Annotated in this window: 9 protein-coding genes; 8 read left to right on the top strand and 1 reads right to left on the bottom strand. The window is 60.4% G+C overall.

Annotated elements, in window-relative coordinates; translation table 11 throughout:
* Positions 1 to 258: 258 nt before the first annotated feature.
* The 6 genes from queG to efp all read left to right on the top strand — a co-directional run bounded on the left by queG (position 259) and on the right by efp (position 9342).
* A complete protein-coding gene (gene queG, locus G5S37_RS04905) occupies positions 259 to 1308 on the top strand; it encodes a tRNA epoxyqueuosine(34) reductase QueG (RefSeq protein ID WP_165201423.1) in 1050 nt (349 codons plus the stop codon).
* 33 nt (positions 1309 to 1341) lie between these two features.
* Positions 1342 to 2538: a serine hydrolase domain-containing protein gene (locus G5S37_RS04900; protein ID WP_165201421.1), complete on the top strand. Its 1197-nt coding sequence runs from the start codon at positions 1342 to 1344 to the stop codon at positions 2536 to 2538.
* A gap of 231 nt (positions 2539 to 2769) precedes the next feature.
* Positions 2770 to 4917 carry a beta-galactosidase gene (locus tag G5S37_RS04895; RefSeq protein ID WP_165201419.1) on the top strand — a complete coding sequence of 716 codons (2148 nt, stop codon included), beginning with the start codon at positions 2770 to 2772 and terminating at the stop codon, positions 4915 to 4917.
* 349 nt (positions 4918 to 5266) lie between these two features.
* A complete protein-coding gene (locus G5S37_RS04890; protein WP_165201417.1) occupies positions 5267 to 7507 on the top strand; it encodes a patatin-like phospholipase family protein in 2241 nt (746 codons plus the stop codon).
* A gap of 93 nt (positions 7508 to 7600) precedes the next feature.
* Positions 7601 to 8596: a PmoA family protein gene (locus tag G5S37_RS04885; RefSeq protein WP_165201415.1), complete on the top strand. Its 996-nt coding sequence runs from the start codon at positions 7601 to 7603 to the stop codon at positions 8594 to 8596.
* Between the two features lie 179 nt (positions 8597 to 8775).
* On the top strand, positions 8776 to 9342 hold the full coding sequence (gene efp / locus G5S37_RS04880; protein WP_165201413.1) for an elongation factor P: 567 nt from the start codon (positions 8776 to 8778) through the stop codon (positions 9340 to 9342).
* Positions 9343 to 9412: 70 nt separating this feature from the next.
* On the opposite strand, the gene G5S37_RS04875 is transcribed toward efp, so the two are convergent.
* Positions 9413 to 10462: a tRNA-dihydrouridine synthase family protein gene (locus G5S37_RS04875; protein ID WP_206026310.1), complete on the bottom strand. Its 1050-nt coding sequence runs from the start codon at positions 10460 to 10462 to the stop codon at positions 9413 to 9415.
* Between the two features lie 366 nt (positions 10463 to 10828).
* Between G5S37_RS04875 and G5S37_RS04870 the strand changes: the two genes are divergently transcribed.
* On the top strand, positions 10829 to 13903 hold the full coding sequence (locus tag G5S37_RS04870) for a PVC-type heme-binding CxxCH protein (RefSeq protein WP_165201411.1): 3075 nt from the start codon (positions 10829 to 10831) through the stop codon (positions 13901 to 13903).
* 86 nt (positions 13904 to 13989) lie between these two features.
* Positions 13990 to 16140 carry an FUSC family protein gene (locus tag G5S37_RS04865; RefSeq protein WP_165201409.1) on the top strand — a complete coding sequence of 717 codons (2151 nt, stop codon included), beginning with the start codon at positions 13990 to 13992 and terminating at the stop codon, positions 16138 to 16140.
* The last annotated feature ends 109 nt before the right edge of the window (positions 16141 to 16249 follow it).

The raw sequence follows: 16249 nt of genomic DNA, 5'->3' as shown, positions 1-16249 counted from the left end.
AAGCTGATTGGGCCCCAGATTGTCGTCTGGTTGCTCACGCTTCTGTGTCTCGTACCCCTCTGTCTTCTGGTCTATCACTTTCCCTGGATGGTAGGGCTGTTTTTCGTTTCCTGTTTGATTGTGGCAACGGTGCTTCACACAAGAGCGAATGGATTCTGGAGCGGAGCCTGGTTTTTCTTCAAAAGCGTCCTCTTTGGAGGGTAAGATAGCATCCTGCACATGGTAGTTCCTCCATGCACCGGCGTGGAGGCAGTTCCGATGAAGTCTACGCTCAAGGCCGAACTGCAAGCACTGGCCGCCACACTCGGCTTCAGTGACTGCCGCATCGCGCCTGCGTTACCCGCCGCGCATCGACATCTGTATGAGCAGTGGGTGGCCGAGGGCAAGTATGGCGACATGGCATGGATGGCGCGCAACCTGGATCGGCGCAGCGATCCGCGCGTGGTGCTGCCCGGGGCGCAGTCGGTGGTGATGTTTGCCATGAACTACTTCCAGGGTGCCGAGCAATCCGGAGAGCTGGAAGGGCGCATCGCACGGTATGCGTGGAATGACGACTACCACGACATGATCGAGAAGAAGCTGCGCGAGGTCGATGCCTTCCTCATCTCGCGAGGCGGCACGCAGCGCTACTATGTGGATACGGGGCCGGTACTGGAGCGTGACTTCGCCAGCGAAAGCGGGCTCGGATGGAACGGGAAGAGCACCATGCAGATCCATCGTGCACTGGGCACGTGGTTCTTCCTCGCGGACATCCTCACGACTCTGGAGATAGATCCTGATACACCAGCACGGGACATGTGTGGGAAATGCACACGCTGCATCGACGCCTGCCCCACGAATGCCATCACAGGACCTCGCCGCATGGATGCGCGGCGGTGCATCTCCTACCTCACCATCGAGAGCAAGGGCAGCATCCCGCTCGAGTTTCGGAAGGCCATTGGGAATCACCTTTATGGCTGCGACGATTGCCTGGACGCGTGCCCGTGGAATCGCTTCGCCCAGGTGTCGCGTGAGGCCACGTTTGCAGCACGTGAGGCGGTGTTCTCCATGAAGTTGCGCGACATGCTGGCGCTCACGGATGATCAGTTCCGCGCGCTCTTCAGCAAGTCCCCCATCAAGCGCATCAAGCGCCCCGCCTTCCTGCGGAATGTGTGTGTGGTATTGGGCAATATCGGCACGCAAGAAGACTTGCCTGCCCTGCGGACTGCGGCGGCGGACGAGCAGCCGCTCATTTCCGAACATGCGCAGTGGGCGATTGCCGAGATCGAGGCACGAGTCGGCGATGGATTTTCACCGTCTGCGACGTAAAGGAAGGGCTCTCCGCCATCTTCCTTTCCCGTCATGAAGCCTTTTCCCTGCCGCTCTCTCGCCGCCGCTGCGGTATTGCTATCTTTCCTCGTCCCCAATTCCGTCCTCCATGCGGACTACAAGCCGGGACGCATCGCCGCGGCGTTGCAACCCTTCGTGAGCCAGAACACCCTGGCGGGTGCTGTCACCCTCGTGGCCAGCAAGGACAAGGTACTGAGCCTCGAAGCCGTGGGCTGGTCGGACATCGGCAAGAAGAAGACGATGCAGACGGACGACGTTTTCTGGATTGCCTCGATGTCGAAGGCCATGACGGCCGCCGGGCTGATGATCCTGGTGGACGAAGGCAAGGTGAAGCTGGATGACCCGGTGGAGAAGTACCTTCCCGAATTCGCAGGGCAGATGCTTGCCGTGAAAGGTGATGACGGGCGCTTCGAGCTCAAGAAACCCTCGCAGCCCATCACCGTGCGCCAGATTCTCTGTCACACCAGCGGCATGCCCTTCAAGTCCTCCATCGAGCAGCCGGTACTGGACATCTACCCCCTGCGTCAGCGCACCATCAGCTATGCGGTGACTCCGCTGCAGACGGAACCCGGCGCCGCCTACCAGTACAGCAATGCCGGCATCAATACCGCCGCCGAGATCATCGAGATCGTGACTGGCAAGAAGTTCGAGGACTTCATGAACGAGCGCCTGATCGAGCCGCTGGGCATGAAGGACACCACCTTCTGGCCGGATGAAGATCAGGTGGAGCGGCTGGCCAAGTCGTACAAGCCGAATGCCAGCAAGGATGGCCTGGAAGAAACCACGGTCACGCAACTCACCTACCCGCTGACCAGTACCAAACGCCAGTGCATGCCGGCGGGCGGCTACTTTTCCACCGCGATGGATGTCTCCAAATTCTGCCGCATGCTGCTGAACAAGGGCACGCTCAACGGCAAGAAGATCCTGAGCGCCGACGCCGTGAAGCAGATGACCACCGTGCAGTCCGGTGAAGCGAAGACGAAGGACCAGCTTGCGGATTATGGCTTCGGCCTGAAAATCACCACGAAGGAAGGTGGCGAAGATGCGCTGAGCGTCGGCAGCTACGGCCACGGCGGTGCCTATGCCACCCAGATGTGGGTGGACCCGGTGCGTGAGAGAGTCGTCATTTTGATGGTGCAGCACGGTGGCTTTCCATTTGATGCCGGGAAGAAAATCAATCCCACGGTGCTGAAGGCGGCGCTTGAGTAGAGCTGTCCCGCCGTCATTTTGCCCGTGATGGCGGGGGAAAGAATTTCTTAACCACTAATAAACACTAACAGCACACTAATGGAATTCAGGAACTCCCTATTAGTGTGTTGTTAGTGTTCATTAGTGGTTTCCCGATCAGCCTTCTTTTCTTGCATAGAGCCATTGCCGCGAACGGTCCTCCGTGCATGGTCGCCCCGCCAATAGACCCGACCTGACCACATTCGATTGCCCATGAAATTTCTCTCCGCCTTTGTCTGTGCATATCTCGTTGCCGTTTCATCGGCACACGCGGCCAATCTGAGTTTCGTTCACGATGGCCTGGAGGTGGACGCTGGCAGTCTGGGCAAGTTCATCCTGGAATATCCTGGGTTCTCCGATGCGCAGCAGAAGCCGGTGCACAAATTGGTGGAGCGCAAGGCGGCCGGGAAATCAGCGACCATCAAGTATGAAGACGGGGCGCAGGTGGAGATGTCGGTGGGTCAGGGGGGACAGGTGACGATGACGATGTCCAGCATCCCGGCGGACGTGAAGAATTTCGATTTCCAGATGCAGATCCCGATTGCCTACAATCAGGGTGGTTCGTGGAAGATGGGAGACAAGACTGGGGAGTTTCCAAAGACAAAGCCGGCCTCGCCACATCTCTTCCAAGGCCATGCGCCTTCGCTGAACATCACCAACTATGAAGGCAAGACGCTGACCATTGCCACGCCGGAGTTTTCGTTCCTTCAGCTTGCGGACAACCGCGAGTGGAACTGGGCCATCTTCCACTTCAAATCGATAACACCGTATGATGCGAGCAGGAGTACGGTGACGCTTACGATCACGGATGCAGGCCCTGCCGGTGGAGCAAAGGCCAAACCGCTGGTGGATTCCTTTGGCCAGAGCGCCCGCGAGGAATGGGCGGACAAGGTGAAGAGCATGGAAGAACTGAAGGCCGACGTCGCCGCAGAGAAGAAGTACTACGACGGCCTGCAGCCACCCGTGCGTGACGCCTTCGGCGGCCTGCCGGGCAGCAAGGAAAAGCTTGGGCTGAAGGAGACGGGCTTCTTCCACGTGGAGAAGAAGGGTGACCGCTGGGTGCTGGTGAATCCTGCGGGCAATGCCTTCTTCCATCTCGGGCTGTGCGGGGTGAATCCCAATGATGACTACACACTGGTGAAGGGACGTGAGAGCGCCTACGAGTGGCTGCCTTCACCGCAGGGTGAGTTTTCCTCAGTGTTCCGTCCAGACAGCGGCGGCACGATTGTCTCGTTCCATCTGGTGAATCAGATCCGCAAGTACGGCCAGCCGTATGACATCGAGAGCTACACCGCGCGGATGATCGAGCGCATGCGCAAGTGGGGCTTCACCTCGGTGGGTGCGTTCTCCGAAAGCGGCATGCAGGCGCGCAAGGCAGTGAGCTTCCCCACCGTGTCCCATCTCCCGTTGAACGTCTGGGAGGGCATTCCCCGCATCGCCGGCATTCACGAGACCTTCGACCCTTTCGATGAGAAGACACGCGCGCTGGTAGAGAAGAATCTCGCCAACGTACTGCCGGGCAAGGCGAACGACCCGCTCATCATCGGCTGGTACATCGTGAATGAGCCCATCTATGAGCAGATCCCGCACATCGTGCCGACGCTCAATGGCAGTCATGCATGCAAGCGCCGCTTTGTGCAGTGGCTGGAGGAGAAGTACAAGACCATCGATGCATTCAACACGGCATGGGGCATGAAGGCGACCTCTTTCGGCGCACTCACCGATGTGGGGCTCGCCATGCAGACGGACGCGGCCAAGCAAGACGCGGTCGCCTTCGCCAGTGTCTTCCTTGATGAGTACATGAAGCTGGTGTGCGAGAACGCCCGCAAGCACGATCCGAATCATATGATCATCGGCAGCCGCCTGCAGCCCGGCACCATCTCACACGAATGGATTAGCCGTGTGATGGGCAAGCACGTGGATGTGATGTCCTTCAACTACTACACGTACGGCCTCGATACCGGCTTCCTGAAGCGCATCTACGAATGGACCGGGGGCAAGCCGATGTTCCTCAGCGAATTCTTCTGGTCCTCGCCAAAGGACAGCGGACTGGAAGGTGGCCGCGATGTGAACAGCCAGCAGGAACGTGGCCTCGCGTACCGGAACTACGTCGAGCAGGGTGCAGCGCTCGGATTCGTGCTGGGCATCGAGTGGTTTACCCTGGTGGATCAATCCGTGACCGGTCGCTGGTTCTCCGGCTTCGATGGAGAGCGCTCCAACAGCGGCGTCATCTCCGTGGCGGACCGCCCGTGGAAGGGCATGCTCGAAGAGGTGATGAAGACAAACTACAACATCTACAAGGTGTACCTCGACGAGAAAGCCCCGTTCGTGTGGGACGATACGAGGTTCAAGGTGAAGTAAGGTAGAGATCCACGCCACGTTACCGAGCAGCGACGCTCAAGGATCGGGGACATTCCTGTCCCCGCTTCAGCATACCATCATCACATCAGGTCGCCATATCGGGCGGTGAATCTGGAGTGCTGGATCCCGCATGCGGGACAGCTTTCCGCTGGCAGCTTGCTGCCGTGAAGCAAGGGGTAATGCCGAAGTCCCTGCTGAATGGCGAATTGAGGCGTGGCTTCACGCAGAGCAAGCTCTGCTTCCGAAAGCTGGAGCAAGCTCCAGCACTCCAAATCGCGCCCCCCATTTCTTCTTTACATCACTCAAGGCAGCCTCCCATCATCAGGCGCAATACAGAGCAATGAAATACATGACCGTTCTCATCACCGCGCTTTTCTTGATGGTCACGGCAATGCGGCCCGCAGCCGCGCAAGAGCCTGTTGATAAAGGAGCTGACACCAAACGCCCCAAAGTCGGTCTGGTACTCAGCGGTGGCGCTGCTTTCGGCATCTCCCACATCGGCGTGTTGAAAGCCCTGGAGGAACTTCGCATTCCGGTCGACTACGTCGCGGGCACGAGCATGGGTTCCATCGTGGGTGGACTCTATGCCAGCGGCATGCCGCCCGAGGAGATCGAGCGTTGGTTCCGTGAGGCGGACTGGCATTATCTTCTCTCGGACAGCCAGCCGCGCTCCAGTGAATCCCTTCGTGCGAAGGAACGGGGCTTTGCCCTCAATCAAGGTGTCGAATTCGAAATCAAGAACAACACCCTGACGCTCCCAGCCGCGTTCGTTTCTGGAAGGAACATCATGGCCAGCCTGCGCAAGCTCACGGTGCCGGTGCGCGATGTGCACGACTTCGACCAGCTGCCCATTCCGTTTCGCGCCATCGCCACGGACATCGAGACCGGTGACAGGGTCGTGATGGGCGAAGGCGACCTGGTGCAGTGCGTGCGCGCGAGCATGTCAATCCCAGCCATCTTTCTTCCAGTCGAGCGCGATGGGAAGCTCCTCGCAGACGGCGGCTCCGCGAGCAACCTGCCCATCAGCACGGTGCAGGACATGGGCGCGGATGTAATCATCGCCGTGGACGCCACCGAGGCACTCAAGAAAGCGGATCAACTGAACACCGCCGACAACATGGCCCTGCAGGTGGTATCGATCCTGCTAAACAATCAAATGGACCTGGAGAAGAAGCTTCTCAATCCGGATGACGTGCTGTTGCGCGTGATTGTGCGCGACATCTCGGCGATGGACTTCGCGAAGGGCGTGCAAGGCATTCCCGTCGGCTACGCGGAGACCATGAAGTCGCGCGAAGCGCTCTCACGTCTTTCCGTGTCGCCCGAAGCCTACGAGCGTTACCTCGCGAGGCAGCGGCTCTCGCGCGAGGACGAGGTGATGGTCCACTTCCTGAAGGTGCGCACACCCGATGGCCAGGTGACCAATCATCCGGTGCGACGCCCCTTCAACTTCCTGCTTAATGACGAAGACTCGCGTATCCACATGCAGAACATGGTTTCTGATCTGGGACAGTTTCACCAATACGAAGTGGGTGACTTTGAGGTAGTCGAGGAAGACGGCAGCCGCGGGCTTCTGATCACGGCTCGTGAACCCAAAGCCGGCCGGCACCAGATCCACTTTGGGTTCAATTTCGGCTACAGCTCCACGGATGAAGGCGACTACAATCTGCTGCTGGCCCATCGCATGACCGACCTGAACCGCTGGGGCGCGGAGTGGGTGAACTACCTGAGCCTGGGTACAACAACCCAGATTCAAAGCGAATGGTACCAGCCCATTGACCCCGAACGTCGATTCTTTGTGGCCTTGCACGGACTAGCGTCCAGCGACTTCATCGATGCGCGCAGCGAGGATGATGAACCCATGCGCTTCCGGCAGAAAGACTACATCGGTGGGCTGGATGTAGGGATGCGTCTCTGGCAAGCGGGCGAATTTCGCGTGGGCTATGCCGGTGGGTCGAGTGAAATTCATCGGCGGCTCGGTGTGCCGGATGATGTCCCGCCCCAGGGAGACCGCGGGTGGATCCATGCGGACCTTTCGGTGGATACGCTGGACGCGCCGAACTTCGCCACGCGTGGATTCTACGGTCAGGTGTCTGTCGCGGCTTCACGCCGTGACTTAGGCGATGTGGCGGACTACACCATGCTCTCTGGACAAGTGTACAAGCCGATCACCTTTGGAAAAAACACCATCGTACCACGCATCAGCGGCTCGGTGAAACTGGAGGGCGATGATGTGCCACTTTATGACCAAGGCTCGCTCGGTGGCTTCTTGAATCTCTCAGGACTCGCGCCAGGAGTGCTGTTCGGCGAGAACCATGCGATCGCAGAGCTGGTCTACTACCGGAAGGTCGCGGACCTGAATCCCTCCACCGGTCGTGGCATCTATGCGGGCTTCTCTGCGGAATACGGCGAAGTGTGGGGACCCAATCGAGGATTCGACCTTGAAGACGGCACCCTCGCGGGCAGCATCTTCCTGGGAGCAGATACAGTCTTCGGCGGGCTCTACCTGGGCGCTGGCGTTGCTGAAGGCGGAGATGTGGGGGTGTACATTCAACTGGGACGACTCTTTGAACCGAACACGCCGCGGAGGTGAATCGGGTAAATGGGGACGATGCGACTCTGCGTCGATGAAGGATTTCGGCGCCGGCGTGCGTCCTGTATCGAGAACCTTCCTCACGGCTCTCCCATGCGCACGCTCACACTCGCCCTGCTCTGCTCCGCCCTCGCGCTTCCCGCATTTTCTCAGGATACGTCCACCATTCCGAACACCAAGCCGGTGCCACGCCTGCAGGTGCTGCCGCTGCCGGACTCTCAGGCGAGCTTCCAGTTGGATGGCAAGGAACTGACGCGTTTCCATTTCGACCCGACGGCAAAGAGGCCCTTCTGGTATCCCATCCAAACGACCATGGCGCCTTCGCTGGTGCGCATGGGGCACCCGCATGATCCCCTGACACATCGCCACCACTATGGCGTGTGGATGACGCACAACTCCGTGAGCGGCGTGAACTTCTGGGCAGATGAAAAGGACACAGGCGGCAAGACCGAATACGGCAGCATTCGCGTGCAGGGTGTCCTCGGGCTTTGGGACGGCGAGGACTCTGCGTCCATGATGACGCTGAATCATTGGGTCTCCGAGCGGGACCAGCGCATCCTGCTGCTCGAGAAACGGCACACAGAAGCGAAGCTGCTGCCGGACGCAACGTCCTGGCTGCTCATCATCGACAGCGAGTTTACCGCACCGAAGGGCCAGACGGCCACCTTTGACAAGAGCAACTTCGGTCTCCTCGGCGTGCGCATGGCGAAGCAACTCGGCACGGTCGATGGCGGAGGGCGCATCTTGAATTCCGAAGGGCAAATCAATGAGGCGGAGATTTTCGAGAAACCCGCACGCTGGTGCGACTACAGCGGGCGGTTGACGAACGACGAAAAAGGCTTCGCCGGCATCGCGCTCTTCAACCACCCGCAAAATCCGTACAACCCCACCGATTTCCACGTGCGGAAGGACGGCTGGATGTGCCCCTGCTTCTCCCGAAACGGCGCTCTGACCGTGAATGACACCACTCCGCTCCGCGGTCGTTGGGCACTCTGGGTGCACGAGGGAGTGGCATCGAAGGAGAAGTGCGAGGAAATGTGGCAGGCATTTTGCAAGCTGCCCGTGGCGGACATGGCGAAGAAACCGTGAACATGGGGGAGTTTTCAGAAACTGGGTCAGCCCCGTAGGAGCGGCTCGTACCCCCCTCATCCTGAAAACTGAACACTGAAAACTGTACACTTCCCCCCCACTCGCCTGCAGCGAACCACCCCTCCCGCCACCTTTCCCTAGTTGCAATTGCCCCATTCCTCTCTAAGTAGCGCCCTCCCATGGCTTCCGTCCCCGTCATCAATCTCCGCAAAGGTCACGCCGTCCGTCATAACAATGACATCTGCGTCGTCTCCGACTACGAACTCAAGACGCCTCCGCGTATGGCTTCGTACGTCCAGATGTCCGTTCGCAGCATCACCATCGGCAAGGTGTACAACCTGCGCATGACCTCGAACGAGTCCATGGAATCGGTGAACCTGAATCGCGACTCCCACGAGTACAGCTACAAGGACGGCGACGGCTACCACTTCATGCACCCTGAGACCTTTGAAGACGTGCTTCTCGGCGAAGACAAGGTGAAGGACGTGAAGAAGTACCTCATCGAAGGGCAGAAGTACCTCATCGTTTTTGCGGACGAAGTCGTGGCTGGCATCGAACTCCCCCCGTCCATCGTGATGGAAGTGACCGAGGCTCCCGAAGGCGTGCGCGGCGACTCCGCCAACAACGTCTACAAGACCGCCACCATGGAGACCGGTCTCGACGTTCAAGTCCCCCTCTTCATCAACCGCGGTGACAAGATCAGCGTGAAGACCGAAGACGGCAGCTACCTGGGCCGCGCGAACTAAGTTCGTCGAACATTCCTTTCTAAAAACCGGCCTGCACGCAGGCCGGTTTTTTTGTGCCCGCGCGACATCGCTATTGGTGCACACCCGCCAGCACATCCTTCGCCTGTAGGTCCAGTTCGAAGGGCTCCAGCGACATTTCGTTTCCGTGGTCGAGATGCTCGGCACACAGGTCGAAGAGTTCGGCCTTGGTCTTCACACGGCGCATGGCATGCAGGAAGGCACCTGTGGGTTCCACGCCAAGGCCGAGGAAATTGAGGTACTTCTTCATCTTCTGTACCTGGTAGATCTCGGGCACCTCGGGTGAAGTCACGGCCTCATAGAGGGCGTGGATGTACGCGAGCACGTCACGACCCCGTGGCAGGAGGATGGGCTCACCGCGCTGATGCTGGCGGATCTGCTGGAACATCCACGGGTTGCGGATGGCGCCGCGACCAATCATCAGCCCACGCGCACCCGTCTCGTGCAGGATCTGCTCAGCCTTCTTGGCAGAGGAGACATTGCCATTCGCCAGCACGGGGCAGGACATGGCTTGCACGGCTCGGGCGATGAAATCGTAGTGCACGTCGCTGCGGTACATCTCCAGCACGGTGCGGCCGTGGACGGTGAGGAGGTCGATCGAGTGCTTCGCGAAGATGGGCAGGAGGCGGTCGAAGACGGCATTGTCATCGAAGCCGATGCGGGTCTTCACGGTGAACTTCACCTGCACCGCGTCACGCAAGGCGCCGAGGATGGCATCAATGCGTTCCGGCTCGCGCAACAGGCCGCCGCCGGCGCACTTCTTGTACACCACCGGGGCCGGGCAGCCGAGATTGAGGTCCACGGCGGCGATGGGGTACTGCTGGAGTTCCTTCGCCGTGCGGACGAGGGAGGGAATGTCATTCCCAATCATCTGCGCCACGGCAGGCATGCCGGTGGGATTTTCCGCGATGGAGGGCAGGATGCCTTTCTCCAGATTCGAGTCAGCGTGGACGCGGAAGTATTCCGTGTAGTACACATCTGCGCCGCCATAGGCCGTCATGAGCCGCCAAAAGGGCAGGTCCGTCACGTCCTGCATGGGGGCAAGCGCCAGCAACGGCTCCGGGCGGGCCAGGAGGGCATCGAGGTGCTGGATGGGAGTCATGGAGCGAACGGGGCGAAGGAATGGGTAACATGCCCTCGAAAGCTGGTGGAGACAAGCGCGTGGGAGGTGGTTGAGTCGTGGGGTTCAACACGGAGACGCAGAGACACGGAGGCACAGAGGATTTTTGAAGGGATACGGAAAGGGGCGTTGGGAGTGCTGAGGGAAAGAAAACCAGCTCCCCAGAAAGGAGCCTTCTTCGAGCCCCACCCCTCCCCCTTTTTTTCAAATTCTCCGTGTTTCCGTGTCTCTGCTTCTCCGTGTTGAATCCCAGCGCCCTGATTTCCTGTAACGAAACGTTCCCCTTGCCAGCCGGGGGTTTTCTAGCGAAGAGCCCGAAAGTTTCTCCGCACCACCCGTTCTTCTCAAATGCTCCGACGCTCAGCACTCCCCGGCATTTCCACCACTGCCGCCCTCGCACTCCTCACGGCCGCGCCGTTTTTGCGGGCGGACTTCCCAACGCCCACGGACAACCAGGCGGTGACCATCCCCTATACCAAGGCGGAGGAGTCGCTGTCGAAGATGCAGCTCCCGCCCGGGTTCAAGGCGACGGTGTTCGCGGCGGAGCCGGATGTGATGCAGCCCATCGCCATGACGTGGGATCAGAAGGGGCGCCTTTGGATCGCGGAGAACTACACCTACTCCGACAGCAAGGAGCGCTTCGACATGAAGCTGCGGGACCGGATCCTCATCTTCGAAGACAAGGACAACGACGGTCACTATGACACTCGCAAAGTCTTCTGGGACGAAGGCCAGATGCTCACCAGCATCGAGCGCGGCTTCGGCGGCGTGTATGCGCTGTGTCCTCCCCACCTGCTCTGGATTCCTGACAAGGATGGCGATGACGTGCCGGATGGCCCCCCGCAGGTATTGCTCGATGGATTCGAGACCAAAGCAGACAGCCGCCACACCTTCGCCAACGGCTTGAAGTGGGGTCCAGATGGCTGGCTGTATGGCCGCATCGGCATCAGCAGCACGTCGTGGATCGATATTCCTGGCACACCGAAGGAAAAGCGCCTGCCCACCGCCGGTGGCATCTGGCGTTACCACCCTGTGCGCAAAATTTATGAACCCTACTGCCACGGCACCACGAATCCCTGGGGCATGGACTGGGATCAGAACGGTGAGATGTTTTTCATCAACACCGTCATCGGGCACTTCTGGCACGGCATTCGTGGCGCCTTCCTGAAGCGCATGCACGGCGAGCCTCCCTATGAACACGTGTATGGACTCATCGACCAGCACGCGGATCACTACCACTGGGATACGGGCAAGAGCTGGACGGACTCCCGCAATGCCTCCGGCAACAAGCACGACGAACTCGGCGGCGGTCACGCACACGTGGGCATGATGATCTACCAGGGCACCAACTGGCCCAAGGAATACCGTGGCAAGGCTTTCACCCTGAATCTCCATGGTCGCCGCGCGAACGTGGAGCGCATCGAGAAAGAAGGCAGTGGCTATGTGGCGAAGCATGAGCCGGATATGTTCAAGACGGGCGACCCGTGGTTCCGCGGCATCGAAATCCAGTATGGACCCGATGGCGGCGTGTATATTCTCGACTGGAGCGATATCGGCGAGTGCCATGAAAACGATGGTGTGCATCGCAACTCCGGCCGCATCTACAAGATCACCTATGGTGATGCGGTGAAGCCCAAGGAGGCGGACCTGACGAAGCTCAGTGATGAAGAGCTCGTGAAACTCCAACTCAGCGACAACGAGTGGCTGGTGCGCATGGCGCGGTGGGAGATGCGTGAGCGTGTGGCAAAATCCCAAGATCCGAAATCCCTTGTCGAAGCCAATCTGGCCGCTCTCTCTCCGGAACTCACCACGACCCAGAATCTGAACCTGATGTTCAGCCGCTTCTTCATCTACGATGCGGTGAAACCCAGCATTGAACTTCGGGGCAAGGTAGCGGAGCGCATGTCTGCTCTCCGGCAGGACAAGCCGAATATCGATGTCGACATCTGGGAGGCCTATCGCTTCGAGCTTCCCAGCGAACCGCAGGCGCGCGAGTCGAAACTGGGCCTGCTTGGCAAGCTGTTGAGTAAGTACCCCGAGCCCCGCATGCGCCTCGCCGTGGCCTCCGTGGTATGCAGCCTGCCTTTGGAGTACCGCGCCAGGGTGTCGGCACTTCTTTTGTCCCACGCCGAAGACGCCACCGATCACAACCTGCCGCTCATGTACTGGTTCGGCATTCGTGATCTGCCCGCCACCGACCTCGTGAATCTCGCGAAGGAATGCCGCATTCCCCTAGTCACGCAACTCATCGCGCGTCGCGCTGCCGAAGACATGGAAAGCGCTCCTGCCGCCATCAATTCCCTGCTCGCTCTCGCTGCAGAAAAGAAAGACGACGCACTCTCCACCGCCATCCTTCAGGGCATGACCACCGGCTTCACCGGCTGGCGCAAGGCGAAGAAGCCTGAGGCTTGGGATGGATTCTCCGCGAAGCTTGCCAGCATCAAGGAAGACGCCGCGCAACAGCAGGTGCGCGACCTGAACGTCCTCTTCGGCGACGGCCGTGCGCTGGATGAAGTGAAGCGCATCGTGAAGGACGGCAACGCGGACGTGAATGCCCGAATGGCCGCACTGAAGACGCTCATCGACGCCAAGGACGCAGACCTTCGCAAGACGTGCGAATCCCTGCTGGATGTGCGCAGCTTGAACACGGTGGCCGCACGTGGTCTCGCCGCGTTCAATGACCCGGCCATTGGTGAACTGCTGGTGAAGAACTATCGCAAGTTCTACCCTGCCGAACGTCCCGCCGTGCTGGACACGCTGGTGTCGCGTCCGGCCTTTGCCGCCGCCCTGCTTAATGCTCTGGCCGCCGGCCGCATTGAGCGCGCGGACGTCACTGCGATGCAAGCCCGCCAAATTCGCGGCTTCAACGATGAAGCTCTCACCAAGAAGCTGGCCGAAGCCTGGGGCGAGCAGCGCGAGTCCAGCGAGGACAAGAAGAAGCTCATCGCCGACCTCAAGGCGCGCCTCACGAAGGATGCGCTGGCTAAAGCAGACGTGAGCGCGGGCCGTGTTGTGTTCAACAACGTCTGCGCTGCCTGCCATACCCTCTATGGCCAGGGCAATCACATCGGTCCGGATCTCACCGGCAGTGGCCGTCACGACCTGAGCTATCTGCTGGATAACGTGGTGGATCCCAGTGCCATGGTTGCCGCGGACTTCCGCATGACCGTGCTGACGCTCAAGGATGGCCGCGTGCTCAGTGGCAATATCGCCGCGAAGACCCAGCGCACCATCACGCTGAGAATGGTGGGCCAGGAGACCACGGTGGAGCGCACGGAAATTGCCAGCCAGCAGGAGTTCCCCATGTCCCTCATGCCGGAAGGACTGCTGCTGACGCTGAATGAGCAGCAGCAGCGCGACCTCGTCGCCTACCTGCAGACCTTCGCTCAGGTGCCCCTGCCTGCGACTTCGGCCTCCAAGTAGTCCTCGTTTCCGCCCAAATCGTTTCCTCCTGCGCACTCGTTTTGCCATGACGCCAGCCTGGCGATGGCGTAGAGTGCGCAGGCAGCATGGCCTCACCGCACGACTCGACCAGAGCTGGGAAGGTTTTTGAGCATTCCATACTCACGACGGATGTCGCCCGTGCGCTACGCAGCTCTCTGGCCATGGCCGGAGCGTGGTCCCTCTGCCTCATCACGGGGAATCCCTGGGCGGTCATCGTAGCCGCACCGGCCGCCCAGAATGTGGCCATGCTCGACGTACGCGGGGACTACCGCGCGCGGGCTGCCATCCTGCTGGTGCTCATTGCGGTGCTCGGCTGCTCCGCCTGGGCAGGTGCCGTTGCGGGAAATCATCTCATCACTGCGGTGCTGGGCATCGGCGTGCTGGCCGTGCTCGCGGGATGCTGGCGGTACCTGAGCGGGGATTACGGGCCAAACTTCGCACTGGCATCCGGCCTCTTCTTTCTGCTGGCCATGTCCGAGCCGGGCGACTGGTGGCATGCCTGGAACTTGATGGCAGCTGCATGCCTCGGTGGTCTGGGCGGAATGCTGGTGCAGCTGGCGGGCTGGTTTGTACGCCCCCAGCACGCGGTACGGCATGCGGTGGCGGAAACATGGATCGCCGCCTCGGATCTGGTCACGGCCATGCGCTCGGTGACAGACGAGGGCCAGCCCAACCCCGCCCAGATTTCCGAGAAGGAAGGGGTCCTACGCACGACCGCCGACCGCACCCTCCGCGTCATCGCAACCACCATGGGGAAACGCAGTGCCGCCCTGGCCGCCCATCTGGATGACACCTGCCAACTGGCGACGCGACTTGCCACGCGCACCTCGGCGCTGCACACCGCCATGGAGGCGCTGCAATCACGTGCAGGTTTCGAAACAGTGAGGCCCAGCTTCGATTCCGCCCTGCGCTCGCTGGCCAGCGCCATGGCCTCCACGGCGCTCACCGTCATCACCCATCGCCAGGAACAACTCATGGCGCTCGATGTGCGCATTCGGCGTGCCGGTGACCTGCTCCACGTGCTGGACACCCGGTTGGAAACCTTGGACCCGCAGGACGATGAAGTCATCCAGGCAAGGCAGATGCTGGCCATGGTGGCCGAGCTGCTGCCCACGGTGCAAATGACGCTACGTGAGACCGTCGACCACGGCACTCCCCAGACCGGGTTCGCCCTGCGTCTTCCGGACCTGAGCGGCATCTCCATGCGTTCGCTGGGCGCATGGGTGAATCCCCCGGCGCAGTTCGACTGGACGCTGGTGCGCTACACCCTGCGCGTGGCTGCGGTGCTCATGCTCGCGGTGGCGATTCACAAATGGCTTCACATCCCGCGCGGGCACTGGATTGCGTTCACGGCCCTGGTGGTGCTCCAGCCAGACTACGGAGCGACCCGGCAGAAGATGGGTCAGCGCCTCTTTGGCACGCTCGCCGGCAGTACGGTAGGCAGCCTGCTGCTGTGGCTGAAGATGCCTGTGGCTGCCTTCATCCTCTGCGCCGCAATCATGGCGTTCTGCTTTGCCTACTTCGTCCGCCGCCGTTACGGGCTGGCGGTATTCTTCGTCACCCTGATGATTGTGCTGATGACGGAGTCGATGATGCCCGTGCACCTGGACTTCACCTTGGAGCGGCTGCTTGCCACCCTGGCAGGTGGCCTGCTCTCACTCACCGCCGCCCTGCTCCTGTGGCCGAAGTGGGAACGCTCACAGGCGCCGCAGTACGTCGCTGCCGCCTTGCGGGCCAACCGCAGCTATCTGGAAACCGTCGTGGAGACATTTGGCAAAGGCGAACGCTTCACGGGCGATGCCGTGCTGGCCAAGCGGGCCGTGGAGCGGGCCAACAGCCAGGCCGTGGCGTCGCTGCAACGCCTCATCAGCGAACCCTCCAGGCAACGTGGTGATGTCGAACACATCGCCACTCTGACCACCTACAACCAACGACTCACCCGCGCCATCACGGTGCTGGGACAGCACCTCAATCATCGTATCGGAAATGCCCTGGACATTCCCGCATCCTACGTGACCCCCATCACGGACATGATGGATGTCATGGCGGAAGGCCTAGAGTCTGGCGCCCCTACAGCAACAGCCTCACGCCAAACCACACCACCTCCCAAGAACCTTTCCCTTGACGAGGCGGTCGTCTATAGCCAACTCGGCACGGTCGCCACGGAGATTGACGCGATTGCCCTCGCAATGGGGAAGAATGGCACAACAACGTAGAAGGCTTTGCCAGAAGCCTTTCAAGAGGGGCTAAAACAAGGAAGCCACATCGCAAAACGACGTGGCTTCCTTGAAGGTTATGCAGCTGCGAAAAGGCTTCTGGAGAAGC

The sequence above is a fragment of the Roseimicrobium sp. ORNL1 genome (assembly GCF_011044495.1).
In the GTDB taxonomy this organism is placed as follows: domain Bacteria; phylum Verrucomicrobiota; class Verrucomicrobiia; order Verrucomicrobiales; family Verrucomicrobiaceae; genus Roseimicrobium.
This window is presented reverse-complemented; position numbering and strand designations above follow the sequence as displayed.

Bases quoted from the DNA above. Each gene is read 5' to 3' on its own strand.
- queG (WP_165201423.1), top strand. From the start codon at position 259: ATGAAGTCTACGCTCAAGGCCGAACTGCAAGCACTGGCCGCCACACTC.
- G5S37_RS04900 (WP_165201421.1), top strand. From the start codon at position 1,342: ATGAAGCCTTTTCCCTGCCGCTCTCTCGCCGCCGCTGCGGTATTGCTA.
- G5S37_RS04895 (WP_165201419.1), top strand. From the start codon at position 2,770: ATGAAATTTCTCTCCGCCTTTGTCTGTGCATATCTCGTTGCCGTTTCA.
- G5S37_RS04890 (WP_165201417.1), top strand. From the start codon at position 5,267: ATGACCGTTCTCATCACCGCGCTTTTCTTGATGGTCACGGCAATGCGG.
- G5S37_RS04885 (WP_165201415.1), top strand. From the start codon at position 7,601: ATGCGCACGCTCACACTCGCCCTGCTCTGCTCCGCCCTCGCGCTTCCC.
- efp (WP_165201413.1), top strand. From the start codon at position 8,776: ATGGCTTCCGTCCCCGTCATCAATCTCCGCAAAGGTCACGCCGTCCGT.
- G5S37_RS04875 (WP_206026310.1), bottom strand. From the start codon at position 10,462: ATGACTCCCATCCAGCACCTCGATGCCCTCCTGGCCCGCCCGGAGCCG.
- G5S37_RS04870 (WP_165201411.1), top strand. From the start codon at position 10,829: ATGCTCCGACGCTCAGCACTCCCCGGCATTTCCACCACTGCCGCCCTC.
- G5S37_RS04865 (WP_165201409.1), top strand. From the start codon at position 13,990: ATGGCCTCACCGCACGACTCGACCAGAGCTGGGAAGGTTTTTGAGCAT.